This window comes from Janthinobacterium svalbardense (genome assembly GCF_002327145.1).
In the GTDB taxonomy this organism is placed as follows: domain Bacteria; phylum Pseudomonadota; class Gammaproteobacteria; order Burkholderiales; family Burkholderiaceae_D; genus Janthinobacterium; species Janthinobacterium tructae.
Map to the genome: position 1 here is coordinate 2353384 of NZ_CP023422.1, position 14574 is coordinate 2367957.

Here is a 14574-nt window from a genome sequence, read left to right on the forward strand (position 1 = left end):
AACAGAATGAAGAATACGACTTTCGCAACAAAAATGATCATCGGCGCGGCCAGTGTCGCCTGCAGCCTGCTGTTCGCCGCCAGCGCCTCGGCCAGCGCGCTGGAGCAGTTCAAGAGCTTTGCCGCCGGCACCAAGTCGGCCAAGGGCGAGTTTGTGCAGCGGCAAGTCAAGAAGGCGGACGCCAGCGGCAAGGCGAAAGTATCGACCCCCGCCAGCGGCACGTTTGAATTTGCCCGCCCGGGCAAGTTCATCTGGACTTATCTGAAACCGTACGAGCAATTGCTGCAAGCGGACGGCGACAAGCTGTATATCTACGACAAAGACTTGAGCCAGGTGACGGTGAAGAAACTGGGCGACGCCCTCGGGTCCTCGCCAGCAGCCATTTTGTTCGGCAGCAACGACCTGGAAAAGAATTTTACGTTGGCCGAAGCGGGCACGCGCGATGGCCTGGAATGGCTGAAAGCGACGCCGAAAGCCAAGGACACGACCTTCGATGAAATCACCATCGGCCTGCGCAACGGCGTGCCGGAAGCGATGGAATTGCGCGATTCGTTCGGGCAGACCTCGGTGCTGTCGTTCAAGAATTTCCAGAAAAATCCGGCTTTGTCTGCCAATCACTTTAAATTTGTCATGCCCAAGGGCGCGGATGTGATTAATAATTAATTTTTCGCATACTGTTATTGACCGGCCTCGCACTATGCGGGGCCTTTGCATTCTTACCCGGTAAATACTATGGCGGATCTCTTTTCCACCGCACCGCGCCAGCCGCTGGCCGAAGCCTTGCGGCCTGCTACCCTCAACGAAGTCATCGGCCAGACGCATTTGCTGGGCGTGGGCAAGCCGCTGCGTCTCGCTTTCGAGGCGGGCAAGGCCCATTCGATGATCTTGTGGGGGCCGCCCGGCGTGGGCAAGACCACCTTGGCGCGCCTGATGGCGAACGCCTTCGACAGCGAATTCATCGCCTTGTCGGCCGTGTTTGCGGGCGTGAAAGATATTCGCGCAGCCATGGACCAGGCGCGCCACAGCCTGGACCAGTTCGGCAAGCACACTTTATTGTTCGTCGACGAAATCCACAGGTTCAACAAGTCGCAACAGGATGCCTTGTTGCCCTTCGTCGAATCGGGCCTGGTGACCTTCATTGGCGCGACGACGGAAAACCCCAGTTTCGAAGTCAATTCGGCGCTGCTGTCGCGCGCGCAAGTGTATGTGCTCAAATCGCTCAATGAAGACGAGATGAAGCTGCTGCTGGCCAAGGCGCAGTCGACGGCGCTGACGCACTTGACGTTTGACGAGGCGGCTGCCGATACCCTGATCGGCTACGCGGATGGCGATGCGCGGCGTTTCCTGAACTTGCTGGAACAGGCCGAAACGGCCGCCAGCTCGACGGGTACGACGAAGATCGACGCGGCCTTTGTCGACAACGCGCTGACCCTCAATTCGCGCCGCTTCGACAAGGGCGGCGACAATTTTTATGACCAGATCTCCGCCCTGCACAAGTCCGTGCGGGGCTCGAACCCGGATGCGGCCCTGTACTGGTTTTGCCGCATGATCGATGGCGGCGCCGACCCGCGCTACTTGTCGCGGCGCATCGTGCGCATGGCCTGGGAAGACATCGGCCTGGCCGACCCGCGCGCCTTGACCATGGCCAACGACGCGGCGGCAACCTATGAACGCCTGGGTTCGCCCGAAGGCGAGCTGGCGCTGGGCCAGGCCGTGATTTACCTGGCGATTGCCGCGAAAAGCAATGCCGGCTACAACGCGTTCAATACGGCCATGGCCTTCGTCAAGAAAGATAAATCGAAGGAAGTGCCCGTGCACTTGCGCAATGCGCCGACCAAATTGATGAAGGAACTCGGTTACGGCCACGCCTACCGCTACGCGCACGACGAACCCGATGCGTATGCGGCTGGCGAAACCTACTTTCCGGACGGTATGGCCGAGCCGGGCTGGTACCAGCCCGTGCCGCGCGGCCTGGAAAGCAAAATAGCCGATAAATTGGCGTGGCTGCGCGAGCTGGACAGAAAAGCAGGAAAACCGGCCGGCAAGGGCTGAATTACAGGCCCAGCAAGTTAAAACCGTCATCCTGCGGCGCGTAGCCGACCAGCTGGCGCGTCGCTTCGATGGATAGCCGCTTGTAGCGGTTGTCCGACACGCCATGCATGACATGGTAGCCGGGCGGCACGTGCGCCGCCACGCAGCATGCCAGTAGCTGCACCACGTCGCGCTCGCTGATGAAGGCGGCGATGTCGCGCGCGCTGTGCTGTTGACCTGGCGCAAAGTAGGCCACGTTGGCGATGCGCACGGCGATCGTCGTCATGCCATGCTGGTGGGCGAAGGCCGAAGCCACGCCTTCGCCAAAGGCCTTGCTGGCGCCATACATGTTGGCGGGCCGGGCCGGCATGTGCTCATGCACTTGCCTATCCAGCGGATAGCCCTCGATGGCTTGCGCGCTGCTGGCAAACACCACTCTTTTCACACCTTGTGCCTGTGCCGCGCGGAAGATGTTGTGCGTGCCGATGATGTTCGGCTGCAGCAGCTGCGCATCGAAATCGGCGCTGGCGTGCGGCACGCCGGCCAGGTGCAGCACGACATCGGTATCCATGCAGGCGGCCAGGCAGGCGGCGTAGTCGCTCACGTCGAGCTGCATGGACGGGCAGGGCGCTTCGGCCAGCTTGCCTGTGTGCAGGTCGGCCAGGCGCAGGGAAAATTCCCCGTGCCGGCGCTTCCAGAAAGCGGTGCTGATGATGCCGGCGGCGCCCGTGACGAGGACGCGCAGTGGTGTGGCTGCTTGAATCATGTATTCCTTGTGTTCAGTGTGTGAGGCAGTGCCAGGTTCAGCCAACGCAGCAGGGCGCGTCGCGGCGCGGCGGTCCCATGTACGCGGATGCGTCCGCTACCCACGGCTTCGACCAGCACCAGGCCATCATTCGGTATCGTGTAGCGTTCGCCGCTGCGCAGCACGCAATCGTCGAACTGGGCGTAGGCCGTGATCCAGGCCGTGCCGGACAGGCATTCGATGACCCTGGCGTGCGCTTTTTCCAGGCGCAAGGGCCGTTCGCTGCGTAATTCGTGGTCGGTATGCATGGCATCGCTCCTGTTGTGCTGACAGGAACAGCTTAGGCGCTTGCGACGAACCATGACAGATGCAGGAAAACGAAATTGTCATGATCACAGTACCCTTTGTCGTACACTGTGCTTGTCAAAAAATCGGGCAACTGTATCTGTGCATGCCGCGCGCGGCAGCCGCATACTGAAGGGATGAACATGAGCGCGCATTTGAATCTGTACGAGCACCTGGCCAACGAGCTGGGCGCCCTGATCGACGCGCGCGTGTTCGCGCCCGGCGACCGCCTGCCATCGATCCGCCATTTGGCGCAGCAAAAGCGTATTTCCGTCAGCACGGTGATGCAAGCCTTGCGCCTGATGGAAGACCGCGGGCAGGTCGACGCGCGGCCCCAGTCCGGCTATTTCGTGCGCCACCGGGCGCCGCGCCGCCCGTGCAGTGCCGACGCCCAGCATTTGAAGGAGCCGGCCTTTGTCGGCATCAACAATCTGTTGATGCGCGTGCTGAAGGACAACGAAACATCCGATATTGTGCAGCTGGGCACGGCCTGGCCGCCCGACGAGATACTGCCCGTCAAGCGCATGCAGCGCACCATCAGCGCGGTGGCGCGGCGTGAGCCCGCTTTGTTGAGCAAGGTCAGCTGCTACGACGTCAGCGAAGGCAATTTCCTGCGCCAGGTGACGCGCCGCGCGCTGGACTGGGGCAAGCTGGACCCGGCTGAAATCGTCGTGACGAATTCCTGCACGGAAGCGATCAGCCTGTGCCTGCGCGCCGTTGCCAGGCCGGGCGACACCATCGCCATCGAATCGGCCACGTATTTCGTGCTGCTGCAGATGATCGAAAGCCTGGGCATGAAGGCGCTGGAAATTCCCACCGACCCGAAGACGGGGCCGTCGCTCGATGCGCTCGAGCTGGCCTTGCGCGCCGGCCTCGTGCAGGCGTGCCTGTTCGTGCCGAACGCGAATAACCCGCTCGGTTGCGTCATGCCGGAAGCCAACAAGAAGCGCCTCGCTGGCCTGCTGTCGGAATTCAATATTCCGCTGGTGGAAGATGATGTATATGGCGACCTGTGCTTTGCGCCGCAGCGTCCCTGGCCCGTGAAGGCCTATGATACGAGCGGCAACGTCTTGCTGTGCTCCTCGTTTTCCAAGGCGATTACGCCCGCCGCGCGCGTCGGCTACGTGCTGGCCGGGCGCTTCGCGCAGGAAGTGGCCTTGCTGAAAACCGTGTCGAGCGGGGCCACCAGCCATTTCTTCCAGGCCGTGCTGGCCGATTTTTTGGAAGGCAGCAGCTACGACCAGCAGCTGCGCAAGATGCGGCGCACCCTGGTGCAGCGCATCGCCCGCATGTCCGACGCGGTGGCGGCCAGCTTTCCGGCGGACTGCATGCTGTCCGAGCCGCAGGGCGGTTTCGTGCTGTGGGTGCAGATGCCGCCGCAAGTCGATGCGCTGGCCCTGCATGGCCAGGCCATCGCGGACGGCGTGGCGTATATGCCAGGCCAGCTGTTCTCGGCCTCGGGCAAGTTCAGCAATTATCTGCGCCTCAATTGCGGCAATGCGTGGACGCCGCGCATCGAGCAGGCGATTGGCCGCCTGGGCCGCCTGGTGCATGAGGCCTTGTAACTATTCTTTGCGTTTCAGTCCCTGTTTTTCACCGTTCGCTCCCTGTTTTTCGCCGCTGGTCGCAAGCCGGTAGCGTTGTTTGTCGCCGTTGGCTAAAGTACCACCATACCAGCAGCAGTCAACGACGCAAACCAACCAGGAGTAACATCATGCACGCACTGAAAAACATGGAAATCACCTTTGTCGCCGCCGCCATCATCGCCATCGGCGCCAGCTTCGCCAGCGCCGGCGCGAATACGGTGGAAGTGAGCGCCAGCAGCACCGTGATCGCCCAGGCTGCCAACAGCACCATGCCCGTCGTCACCGTCAGCGCCCGCCGCCTGACCGCTGCCGAAAAAGCCGCCTTTATCTGAACACAAGTTGTAAAGCGGGCGCGAGTGCCCAGCCATGCCGCCATGACGATGGCAGGACGTGTGCAAAACTCATCGAAGTGAACAGGGTCTTGGTACAATGAGTGCTTTCGATACATCGGCACCGCCATCCACCCATGATAGATATCCAACTTCTCCGTAAAGACATCGCCACCGTCGCAGAACGCCTGGCGACGCGCAAATTCCAGCTCGACGTGGCAGGTTTCAATGCCCTCGAAGCCGAACGCAAGGCGATCCAGACGCGCACCGAAGAGCTGCAGGGCAAGCGCAATGCGCTGTCCAAGCAAATCGGCATGTTGAAAGGCAAGGGGGAAGATACCTCGGCCGTGATGGCGCAAGTGGCCGGCCTGGGCGATGAACTGAAAGCCGATGAAGCGGCGCTGACCCTGGTGCAAGCCAAGCTGAGCGACTTCATCATGGCCGTGCCGAATTTGCCGCACGAATCGGCACCGGCAGGCACGGACGAGTCGGGCAATGTGGAAGTGCGCAAGGTCGGCACGCCACGCACGTTTGATTTTGAAGTCAAGGATCACGTCGACGTGGGCGCCCCGCTGGGCCTGGACTTCGAAGTAGCCACCAAGCTGACCGGTTCGCGCTTCTCCGTCATGAAGGGCGGCATCGCCCGTTTGCATCGCGCACTGGCGCAGTTCATGCTCAACACGCACGTGGACGAGCACGGCTACACGGAATGCTATACCCCATACATGGTCAACGCCGATTCGCTGCGCGGCACGGGCCAGCTGCCGAAATTCGAAGCCGATCTGTTCTCGGTGAAAAAAGGCGGCGCGGAAGGCGAGGGCGAGACCTTCTACCTGATCCCTACCTCGGAGGTGACGCTGACCAATATCGCGCGCGATGAAATCCTGGCGCTCGATCAATTGCCACTGAAAATGACGGCCCACACGCCATGCTTCCGCTCGGAAGCGGGCAGCTACGGCCGCGACACGCGCGGCATGATCCGCCAGCACCAGTTCGACAAGGTGGAAATGGTGCAAGTGGTGCACCCGGACACGTCGTACCAAGTGTTGGAAGAAATGGTCGGCCACGCGGAAACGATTTTGCAACGCCTTGGTTTGCCATACCGCGTGATGTCCCTGTGCACGGGTGACATGGGCTTTACGGCCACCAAGACCTTCGACCTGGAAGTGTGGTTGCCGGCGCAAAACACTTACCGCGAAATCTCGTCCCTGTCGAATTGCGAAGCCTTCCAGGCCCGCCGCATGCAGGCGCGTTTCCGCAACGCCGCCGGCAAACCGGAACTGGTGCACACCCTGAACGGCTCCGGCCTGGCAGTGGGTCGCACCCTGGTCGCCGTGCTGGAAAACTACCAGCAAGCAGACGGCAGCGTCGAGATCCCAGCCGTGCTGCGTCCGTATATGGGGGGCTGACGCATCTGAAGGCTTAAAAATAGTCCTTTTCTTTTTGTTGCGGGCTGCTATAATCTTGCCTTCCCGCAGCAATGCAGGAAAAGACCGCAGTAAATGGAGAGGTGGCAGAGTGGTCGAATGTACTTGACTCGAAATCAAGCGTACGTTAAATCGTACCGTGGGTTCGAATCCCACCCTCTCCGCCAGAACAAATAGAAAAAGCTCCTGCAAGGGAGCTTTTTTTATTTGTGTCGGCGAAGAGGAGTACGCCCCCTGCGGGGCGTACGCGGGGGATTTGAAGCCCCGCGCATATTTGCGCGGGGCTCTCCGAATCGTCCAATTGGTTTTGACGCGTGCGCCAAGGCGGCGTCTACAAAGACGAGCCGCGTAGTCGCGCGAGGCTCCCCGAATCGCCCAATTGGTTTTTGCTTTTCAAAAGCAAGATCAGCAACAAACCCCTACCCAACCCAACAATCCCCATGCTAAAATAGCGCCTCGTTCAAACCGGCACGCCAGTTTGAATGAATAGACCGCAGTAAACGGAGAGGTGGCAGAGTGGTCGAATGTACTTGACTCGAAATCAAGCGTACGTTAAATCGTACCGTGGGTTCGAATCCCACCCTCTCCGCCAGAATACATAAAAGAAGCTCCCGCAAGGGAGCTTTTTTTTATTTGTGATGCCAACAGACCTGCGACGTCTCAATGCAGGTAGAAAAACCGCCCAAAGCGCGCAGCGCAAGGCGTTTTTTCCTCCATTCAGGCATTGAAAGTCAGCGCCGCCACTAACGAAACAAGCTAGTGCACCAGCCTTGCCACCGCAAACGCCACAGTCGACAGTGCAATCATCGTCCCCACACACGACAGGATGACAGCAGACTTCGCCTCAGCCACATCGGACTTGGTCGCATAATTGGAGCGCACCACCGCGAGGTCCAGTTTCAAGTTACTGACATCGGTCTTGAGAACAGTGACATCCGTTTTCAGACCGGCCACATCCACTTTGAGATCCGCAACGTCCACCTTGAGGCCAGCAACATCCGTTTTCAAACCATCCACATCCACCTTGATGCCAGCAACATCCGTTTTCAGACCGGCAACATCGACCTTCAAACCAGCAACATCCACCTTGAGACCAGCAACATCCGTTTTCAGTCCCGCAACATCGACCTTGATGCAGGCCACATCAACCTTCAAATCAGCAACATCCAGTTTCACACCAGCCAGGTCTTTTGCCAGCGGGTTGACCTGCTCGTCCATGGTGCAATCCTCCGTGCGCTTCATTCCATGCTCCTCGCTTTTTTCACCCCTGTCAAACAGTGTCCCGAGGGTATCGTGCATGGCCCTGCTATTTCTTGCCAAGCGTTGCGCCAGTGCCGTCGCGCGCTGCAAATCGGCCATTCCTTCGCTCTGTAGCTGGTCCGTGGCAGTCTGCAATTCGACGGCGATCTGTTCATTGAGACTGGCCGCAACCTGCAGCCATGCATCGATCTTGCGCTGGCATGCCTGGTGCGCCTGTGCATCAGGCCGCACCCTTGTATCGCTCAGCTTGTGCATGCTGTTCATGCCGCGTCCTCTTCAGCTTCGGGGTGGTGCCGATGCTGTCCACGCTACCCCTCGCCGTCGCGCCCCACCTTGACCCAGCTCAGCCTATGGTAATCTACCGTATCCCCATCCTGCCCCCATACCAAAGCAAAGCAATGAGCCGATTCTGGAGTAACATCGTCAGCGAGCTGACCCCCTACATCCCGGGCGAGCAGCCGAAACTGCCCGACCTGGTCAAACTCAACACCAACGAAAACCCCTACGGCCCGTCGCCGCAGGTGCTGGCCGCGCTGCACGAAGCAGCCAACGACAGCCTGCGCCTGTACCCGGATCCGTCCGCCAGCGAACTCAAGCAAACCCTGGCCGACTACCACGGTTTGAATAGCGCGCAAGTGTTCGTCGGCAATGGTTCCGACGAAGTACTGGCGCTGGCCTTCATGGCCTTGCTCAAGCACGATGCGCCGCTGCTGTTCCCCGACATCAGCTACAGCTTCTATCCCGTGTATTGCAAACTGTATGGCATCGATTACCGCACGGTAGCGCTCGATGACGCCATGCGCATCCGCCCGGAAGACTATCAGGGGCCGTGCGGCGCCATCATCTTCCCCAATCCCAACGCGCCCACGGGTGTGGACTTGCCGCTGGCTGGCGTGGAAACCCTGTTGCGCGCCCATCCCGACGCCGTGGTGGTGGTCGATGAAGCGTACGTGGATTTCGGCGGGGAAAGCGCCGTGGCTCTGGTCGAGCGCTATCCGAACTTGCTGGTGGTGCAGACGTTCTCGAAATCGCGCTCCTTGGCCGGCTTGCGCGTCGGTTGTGCCTTCGGGCATGCGGACTTGATCGAAGCGCTGGAAAGAGTGAAGAACAGTTTCAACTCGTATCCGCTGGACCGGCTGGCGCTGGCCGGCGCCGTGGCCTCGCTACACGACGAAGCGTATTTCCAGCAGACGCGCCAGGCCGTCATCGCCAGCCGCGAACAGCTCACAAAGGATCTGGCGGCGCTGGGCTTCGAGGTGCTGCCGTCGGTGGCCAATTTCGTCTTTGCCCGCCACCCGCAGCATGACGCGGCGCAACTGGCGGCCGGCTTGCGTGCCCGCTGCGTCATCGTGCGCCATTTCAATGCACCGCGCATCAGCCAGTATTTGCGCATCAGCATCGGCAACCCGGCCGAGTGTGCAGCCTTGATGGCCGCATTGCGCGCCCTGCTGTAATTGCTTCCTCCGAGCGGCCACCGCCCAGGGCGGCGGTGGCGCTGTTTTTCACGAGCTTATCAAAAAGTGTAGACATGCCGGATTGGCATGTTACTATAGCGCAAGTCGATATATCACTTGACGATATACCGATCTACGCTATATCGGCTATCGCCTTACTGGAGGAATATGGATGCATCGATAGACAAGCTGCTGCCCTTGTCTGAAGCCACCTACTACATTTTGCTGGCCTTGAACGAGCCTGCGCATGGCTACGCCATCATGCAGCAGGTCGAGGCCATCAGCGAAGGTGCCGTGAAGATCGGGCCGGGCACCCTGTATGGGGCGTTTGCCAACCTGGAAAAACAGGGCTTGATCGTGATGGTGAGGGAAGCCGAGCGGCGCAAGGTCTACACCATGACGGACATGGGACGCCATGTGCTGCTGGCGCAATTGCGGCGCCTGCGGGTGATGGTGCGCGTCGGCGAGGCGAGTGCGCCCTTTTTATCAAAATACTGAGGTGAAACAGGATGAGTGAGCAACGGTCGCATGTCTATAAATGGTTCATCGAGCTCGATGACGGCGAGATCGAGCAATGGCTGCGCGCGCAAGCCCTGGCTGGATGGCACTTGCAGCGCTTTCTCGCGCCTTGCCGGTTTAGCTTTGTGCGGGGCGAGCCTGCCGACGAAGTCTACCGCTTCGATTCTTTTCCCGCATGGAAGCGCAGCAGCGATTATGAGCAGCTTTGCCAGGATGCCGGCTGGGAGCTGGTGTTTTGCTGGTGGGGCAGCTATTGCTGGCGCAAGCCTGCGGCAGACGGCAAGCCGAATGACATCTATACGGATACGCCATCGAAGATCGCCAGGCAGCGACGCTTGCTGACGTACTTCGGCCTGACCGGTTTGTTGTTGATGTACAACCTTGTGGGCAGCAGCGACCGCGAGATGGACACGCTGCGGATGGTGCTGACGGGGGGCAGCTGGCCTTGCTCGTGCCCATGTCCTACCTGATCTGGCGTACCATCAGCCGCTTGCGCCGTCTGCGCCGGCACGCGCTCTAGGGGTTTCGGGCCGCTGACTGCTGTCATGCCCGGCCATTTGTGCAACAATAATCGGATTCATACCTCGACAGGACGGACAATATGGCAAAAGTGGCATTCATCGGTTTGGGCGTCATGGGTTTCCCCATGGCAGGTCACTTGGCGGCGGGCGGGCACGACGTCACCGTGTACAACCGCAATCCGGCCCGCGCGGCCGCCTGGCTGGAGCAGCACAAGGGCAGCAGCGCCGCCACGCCGGCCGCCGCTGCCGCGGGCGCCGAGTTCGTGTTTACCTGCATCGGCAACGATAACGACCTGTACCAGGTGATCCTGGAAGAGGGCGGCTTGCTGTCCGCCATGGCGCCGGGCAGCATCCTGATCGACCACACGACTGCCTCCGCCGAAGCGGCGCGCACCATCCATGCGGCGGCGCAAGAGCAGGGCGTGTTCTTCCTCGACGCGCCCGTGTCCGGCGGCCAGGCGGGCGCGGAAAACGGCAAGCTGACAGTGATGGTGGGTGGCGATGCGGAGGCGTATGCGCGGGCCGAGCCCGTCATCGCCCTGTTCTCGCGCGCCGTCACCTACATGGGCGCCTCCGGTTCCGGCCAGCTCACAAAAATGGTCAACCAGATCTGCATCGCCGGCCTGGTGCAGGCGCTGAGCGAAGGCATCGCCTTTGCGGAAAACGCGGGCCTCGACGCGGCGCTGGTCGTCGACGTGATCTCGAAAGGCGCGGCGCAGTCGTGGCAGCTGGAAAACCGCGGCAAGACCATGATCGAACGCAAGTTCGACTTCGGTTTCGCCGTCGACCTGATGCGCAAGGACCTGGGCATCTGCCTCGCCGAAGCCAAGCGCAACGGCAGCGACTTGCCCGTGACGGAACTGACAGACCAGTTCTATGGCGAAGTGCAGCAGGCGGGCGGCAACCGTTACGACACGTCCAGCCTGATTACCCGTTTGAACAAAAAGTAATCTTTCAAACACCAGCAACGGCGGCGCGTCCCTGCAAAGGGCCGCGCCGCTCGTCGTTTACGGGGTGAGAAATAAAAAAACGTCAGTTTCCGGAACATCCGGTTTCGATTTTCATGGAAAAGCATGGACTTCGCTAGCTCATCGTGTATTATTAAAAAACGAGATGAAATGTCCCAATTTTTAAAACATTATGAGCGGACCCGCATGAAAACCAACTCCTCAGCGATAACACGCGTTGTCGACAAGAACATTCCCTACCTGTCTTCCGCCGTCGCCATCTGGCGCCCCCGCGCCGTGCTGCGCAGCTGGCCCGGCGTGGCCATCGCGCTGGTGATTGCCCTGTCGGCCACCTTTATTTCCAGCAATTACGGCGGCCCGCAACTGCTGTATGCGCTGTTCTTCGGCCTGGCCTTCCACTTCCTCGCGTCCGACCCCACCTGCAAGCCCGGCATCGAATTTTGCAGCAAGGTCCTGCTGCGTACGGGTGTGGCCCTGCTGGGCGCGCGCATCACTTTCAATCAGATTGCCTCGGTGGGCGTGACGCCATTATTGATCGTCGTCGGCGGCCTGGTGGCCACGCTGGGCTTCGGCTACCTGCTGGCCAAGTGGCTGAAACGCCCCATCACGGAAGGCATTCTGTCGGGCGGCTCCGTGGCCATTTGCGGCGCCTCGGCCGCGCTGGCCATCTCGGCCGTGCTGCCGCAAACCAAGGAAAACGAAAAGTTTACCCTGCTGACGGTGGTGGGCGTGACGTCGCTGTCGACCCTGGCCATGATCGTCTACCCGCTGCTGGTCAAGCTGCTGGGTTTTGACCCCACGGAAGCGGGCGTGTTTATCGGCGGCACCATCCACGACGTGGCGCAAGTGGTGGGCGCCGGCTATCTGGTGAGCAACCATACAGGCGACGTGGCCACCTTCGTGAAACTGACGCGCGTGGCTTGCCTCGTGCCCGTCGTGCTGGGCCTGTCTATCATGTTCAAGCGCAAGGATGGCAAGAGCGAAGTCGATGCGCCGCCGCTGGTGCCGTTCTTCCTGATCGGCTTTGTCTGGCTGGTGATTACCAACAGCCTGGGCCTGATTCCGCAGGAAGTGAATGGCTGGATCAACAATGCCTCGCGCGCCTGTCTGGTCATTGCGATTGCCGCGCTGGGCGTGAAAACATCGTTCCAGTCGCTGGCCTCGCTGGGCTGGCGTCCCGTCATCATGCTGGTGATGGAAACGGTGTGGATCGCCGCCTTCGTCGCCATCGCCGTCCTGCTGACGCGCTAAGCGAGCCGGGCCCGCCATGAAGATCCTTGTCCTCGGCGCCGGCGTGGTCGGCACGGCATCGGCCTGGTACTTGCGCCAGGCGGGCCACGATGTGCGCGTGCTGGAACGCCAGGCGGGCGCCGCGCAGGAAACCAGTTTTGCCAACGGCGGGCAGATTTCCGTCTCGCACGCGGAACCGTGGGCCAATCCCGCCACCCTGCACAAGGTGCTCACGTGGCTGGGCAAGGACGATGCGCCGCTGCTGTTCCGTCCCCGCCTGGACCCGCTGCAATGGCAGTGGGCCTTGCACTACCTGCGCGAATGCCTGCCGTCGCGGGTGTCGCGCAATATGCGCCAGATCGTCGCCCTGGCCGAGTACAGCCGGCAGAGTTTGCAGGCGCTGCGGCGCGAGACGGGCATAGCCTACGACCACCTGGAGCGGGGTATCTTGCATTTCTATACGGAGCAGCAGGAGTTTGACAAATCGCAAGCGGGCGCCGCGCTGTTGCGCGAACTGGGCTGCCCGCGCAACACCGTCAGCGCCGATGAAGTGATCCGGCTGGAACCGGCCTTGCGCCACGCGCGCAGCCGCATCGTCGGGGGCGATTTTACCGCCAGCGACGAGTCGGGCGACGTGCATCTGTTTACCACGGCCTTGGCCGCGCGCGCCGCCAGGGCCGGCGTGGATTTTCAGTTCAGCACGACGGTGACGCGCTTGCTGGCAGATGGCGTGCGCATCACGGGCGTGGAGTGCATCGACGCGCAGGGCCGTCACCGCCAGGAGCATGCGGACGCCGTGGTGGTGGCCATGGGCAGCTTTTCCGCACCGCTGCTGCAGCCGCTGGGCATCCGCTTGATGCTGTATCCGGGCAAGGGTTATTCCGCCACCTATCCGATCGTCGACCCGGTCAGCGCGCCGTCCGTATCGCTGACGGACGATGGGCATAAATTGGTGTTTTCGCGCCTGGGCGAGCGCCTGCGCGTGGCGGGTACGTGCGAGCTGAACGGCTACACGCGCGAACTCAATCCCGTGCGCTGTGCCGCCATCACGCGCCGCGTGCAGGCGCTGTTTCCCCACGCCTGCGATTACAGCGCCCCCGTCTACTGGGCCGGCTTGCGCCCCCTCACACCGTCGAACGTGCCGTATATCGGCGCCACGCGCTACCGCCAGCTGTTCCTCAACACGGGCCACGGCACCCTGGGCTGGACCATGGGCTGCGGCGCGGGCAGGGCGCTGGCCGACCTGGTGTCGGGACGGCGGCCCGACGTCGATTTTGCGTTTTGCGGCGAAGCCCCCCGGCATGAGGCCGCTTTGGTTCAACTTAGGAGAGCACCACGATGAGAGACGACGCCACCCCCAGCCAGCCACCAACCGGCCTGACCCTGGCCGGCACCACCTACCAGTCGCGCCTGCTGGTTGGCACGGGCAAATACAAGGATTTCGAGGAAACCCGCCTGGCCATCGAAGAGAGCGGCGCCGAGATCGTCACGGTCACCATCCGGCGCGTGAATATTGGACAGGAGAAGGGCGAGCCGAACTTGCTCGACTTCATTCCGCCGTCGAAATACACGATTTTGCCCAACACGGGCGGCTGCTACAACGCGCGCGACGCCGTCTACACCCTGCAACTGGCGCGCGAACTGCTGGGCGGGCACCCGCTGTGCAAGCTGGAAGTGCTCGGCGATGAAAAGACCCTGTTTCCGAACATGCCGGAAACGTTAAAAGCGGCCGGGGAGCTGGTGCGCGACGGCTTCCAGGTGATGGTGTATTGCAGTGACGACCCCATCCAGGCGCGCATGCTGGAAGACCTCGGCTGCATCGCCGTCATGCCGCTGGCGTCCTTGATCGGCTCGGGCATGGGCATTTTGAATCCATGGAATCTGTCCTTGATCATCGAGCAAGCCAAGGTGCCCGTACTGGTCGATGCCGGTGTCGGCACGGCGTCGGACGCGGCCATCGCCATGGAACTCGGCTGTGACGGCATCCTGATGAATACCGCCATCGCGGCGGCGCGCGAGCCGATCCGCATGGCGCGCGCCATGAAACTGGCAGTGCAGGGCGGACGCGAGGCTTATCTGGCCGGACGCATGCCCCGGAGAGCAGCGCTTATCAGCGCCTCGCCCTCGTCGCCGATGGCCGGGCTGATCGCCTGAGCCAG

15 protein-coding genes and 2 tRNA genes are annotated in these 14574 nt (G+C 61.4%); 14 read left to right on the forward strand and 3 right to left on the reverse strand.

Going from position 1 to position 14574, the window contains the following annotated elements; translation table 11 throughout:
- Positions 1-6: 6 nt before the first annotated feature.
- Both lolA and CNX70_RS10595 read left to right on the forward strand, forming a co-directional pair.
- The gene (gene lolA / locus CNX70_RS10590) at positions 7-663 is read left to right on the forward strand and encodes an outer membrane lipoprotein chaperone LolA (protein ID WP_243420167.1); all 657 of its coding nucleotides are present in this window, start codon (positions 7-9) and stop codon (positions 661-663) included.
- A gap of 69 nt (positions 664-732) precedes the next feature.
- Positions 733-2052, forward strand: a complete 1320-nt coding sequence (locus tag CNX70_RS10595) for a replication-associated recombination protein A (protein ID WP_096234657.1) — start codon at positions 733-735, stop codon at positions 2050-2052.
- A 1-nt stretch (position 2053) separates the two neighbouring features.
- On the opposite strand, the gene CNX70_RS10600 is transcribed toward CNX70_RS10595, so the two are convergent.
- Together CNX70_RS10600 and CNX70_RS10605 are read right to left on the reverse strand one after the other, a co-directional pair.
- The gene (locus CNX70_RS10600) at positions 2054-2797 is read right to left on the reverse strand and encodes an NAD-dependent epimerase/dehydratase family protein (protein WP_096234658.1); all 744 of its coding nucleotides are present in this window, start codon (positions 2795-2797) and stop codon (positions 2054-2056) included.
- Positions 2794-3084 carry a DUF2917 domain-containing protein gene (locus CNX70_RS10605; RefSeq protein ID WP_157750977.1) on the reverse strand — a complete coding sequence of 97 codons (291 nt, stop codon included), beginning with the start codon at positions 3082-3084 and terminating at the stop codon, positions 2794-2796. Before CNX70_RS10605 ends, CNX70_RS10600 begins: the two co-directional genes overlap by 4 nt.
- A 180-nt stretch (positions 3085-3264) precedes the next feature.
- Here CNX70_RS10605 and CNX70_RS10610 point away from each other — a divergent pair, with 180 nt between their 5' ends.
- The 5 genes from CNX70_RS10610 to CNX70_RS10630 all read left to right on the forward strand — a co-directional run bounded on the left by CNX70_RS10610 (position 3265) and on the right by CNX70_RS10630 (position 7055).
- Entirely contained in the window at positions 3265-4686 is a 1422-nt protein-coding gene (locus tag CNX70_RS10610) for an aminotransferase-like domain-containing protein (RefSeq protein WP_096238385.1), read from the forward strand.
- Between the two features lie 149 nt (positions 4687-4835).
- Positions 4836-5039 carry a hypothetical protein gene (locus CNX70_RS10615; protein ID WP_096234660.1) on the forward strand — a complete coding sequence of 68 codons (204 nt, stop codon included), beginning with the start codon at positions 4836-4838 and terminating at the stop codon, positions 5037-5039.
- Between the two features lie 134 nt (positions 5040-5173).
- On the forward strand, positions 5174-6445 hold the full coding sequence (gene serS / locus CNX70_RS10620) for a serine--tRNA ligase (RefSeq protein WP_096234661.1): 1272 nt from the start codon (positions 5174-5176) through the stop codon (positions 6443-6445).
- A gap of 95 nt (positions 6446-6540) precedes the next feature.
- Positions 6541-6630, forward strand: a tRNA-Ser gene (locus tag CNX70_RS10625).
- 335 nt (positions 6631-6965) lie between these two features.
- Positions 6966-7055, forward strand: a tRNA-Ser gene (locus CNX70_RS10630).
- Between the two features lie 164 nt (positions 7056-7219).
- Here the strand turns inward: CNX70_RS10630 and CNX70_RS10635 are convergent.
- Positions 7220-7987 (reverse strand): hypothetical protein, encoded by a 768-nt coding sequence (locus CNX70_RS10635; RefSeq protein WP_157750978.1) that lies wholly within the window; start codon positions 7985-7987, stop codon positions 7220-7222.
- Positions 7988-8121: 134 nt separating this feature from the next.
- On the opposite strand from CNX70_RS10635, the gene hisC reads away from it, so the two are divergent.
- The 7 genes from hisC (at position 8122) to CNX70_RS10670 (ending at position 14569) form a co-directional block, all read left to right on the forward strand.
- A complete protein-coding gene (gene hisC, locus CNX70_RS10640; protein WP_096234663.1) occupies positions 8122-9177 on the forward strand; it encodes a histidinol-phosphate transaminase in 1056 nt (351 codons plus the stop codon).
- Between the two features lie 168 nt (positions 9178-9345).
- Positions 9346-9675 carry a PadR family transcriptional regulator gene (locus CNX70_RS10645; RefSeq protein ID WP_096234664.1) on the forward strand — a complete coding sequence of 110 codons (330 nt, stop codon included), beginning with the start codon at positions 9346-9348 and terminating at the stop codon, positions 9673-9675.
- A gap of 11 nt (positions 9676-9686) precedes the next feature.
- Positions 9687-10166 (forward strand): DUF2812 domain-containing protein, encoded by a 480-nt coding sequence (locus CNX70_RS10650; protein ID WP_096234665.1) that lies wholly within the window; start codon positions 9687-9689, stop codon positions 10164-10166.
- A gap of 131 nt (positions 10167-10297) precedes the next feature.
- On the forward strand, positions 10298-11167 hold the full coding sequence (locus CNX70_RS10655) for an NAD(P)-dependent oxidoreductase (protein WP_096234666.1): 870 nt from the start codon (positions 10298-10300) through the stop codon (positions 11165-11167).
- A gap of 204 nt (positions 11168-11371) precedes the next feature.
- The gene (locus CNX70_RS10660) at positions 11372-12436 is read left to right on the forward strand and encodes a YeiH family protein (protein ID WP_096234667.1); all 1065 of its coding nucleotides are present in this window, start codon (positions 11372-11374) and stop codon (positions 12434-12436) included.
- Between the two features lie 16 nt (positions 12437-12452).
- Positions 12453-13757, forward strand: a complete 1305-nt coding sequence (locus CNX70_RS10665) for a D-amino acid dehydrogenase (RefSeq protein ID WP_096234668.1) — start codon at positions 12453-12455, stop codon at positions 13755-13757.
- Positions 13754-14569 (forward strand): thiazole synthase, encoded by an 816-nt coding sequence (locus CNX70_RS10670; protein ID WP_096234669.1) that lies wholly within the window; start codon positions 13754-13756, stop codon positions 14567-14569. Before CNX70_RS10665 ends, CNX70_RS10670 begins: the two co-directional genes overlap by 4 nt.
- Positions 14570-14574 lie beyond the last annotated feature (5 nt).

Excerpts from the sequence above, each read along its gene's own strand:
- CNX70_RS10610 (WP_096238385.1), top strand. The coding sequence starts at position 3,265 with ATGAGCGCGCATTTGAATCTGTACGAGCACCTGGCCAACGAGCTGGGC.
- CNX70_RS10595 (WP_096234657.1), top strand. The coding sequence starts at position 733 with ATGGCGGATCTCTTTTCCACCGCACCGCGCCAGCCGCTGGCCGAAGCC.
- CNX70_RS10600 (WP_096234658.1), bottom strand. The coding sequence starts at position 2,797 with ATGATTCAAGCAGCCACACCACTGCGCGTCCTCGTCACGGGCGCCGCC.
- CNX70_RS10665 (WP_096234668.1), top strand. The coding sequence starts at position 12,453 with ATGAAGATCCTTGTCCTCGGCGCCGGCGTGGTCGGCACGGCATCGGCC.
- CNX70_RS10650 (WP_096234665.1), top strand. The coding sequence starts at position 9,687 with ATGAGTGAGCAACGGTCGCATGTCTATAAATGGTTCATCGAGCTCGAT.
- lolA (WP_243420167.1), top strand. The coding sequence starts at position 7 with ATGAAGAATACGACTTTCGCAACAAAAATGATCATCGGCGCGGCCAGT.
- CNX70_RS10605 (WP_157750977.1), bottom strand. The coding sequence starts at position 3,084 with ATGCATACCGACCACGAATTACGCAGCGAACGGCCCTTGCGCCTGGAA.
- serS (WP_096234661.1), top strand. The coding sequence starts at position 5,174 with ATGATAGATATCCAACTTCTCCGTAAAGACATCGCCACCGTCGCAGAA.
- CNX70_RS10670 (WP_096234669.1), top strand. The coding sequence starts at position 13,754 with ATGAGAGACGACGCCACCCCCAGCCAGCCACCAACCGGCCTGACCCTG.
- CNX70_RS10645 (WP_096234664.1), top strand. The coding sequence starts at position 9,346 with ATGGATGCATCGATAGACAAGCTGCTGCCCTTGTCTGAAGCCACCTAC.
- CNX70_RS10635 (WP_157750978.1), bottom strand. The coding sequence starts at position 7,987 with ATGAACAGCATGCACAAGCTGAGCGATACAAGGGTGCGGCCTGATGCA.
- CNX70_RS10615 (WP_096234660.1), top strand. The coding sequence starts at position 4,836 with ATGCACGCACTGAAAAACATGGAAATCACCTTTGTCGCCGCCGCCATC.
- CNX70_RS10660 (WP_096234667.1), top strand. The coding sequence starts at position 11,372 with ATGAAAACCAACTCCTCAGCGATAACACGCGTTGTCGACAAGAACATT.
- hisC (WP_096234663.1), top strand. The coding sequence starts at position 8,122 with ATGAGCCGATTCTGGAGTAACATCGTCAGCGAGCTGACCCCCTACATC.
- CNX70_RS10655 (WP_096234666.1), top strand. The coding sequence starts at position 10,298 with ATGGCAAAAGTGGCATTCATCGGTTTGGGCGTCATGGGTTTCCCCATG.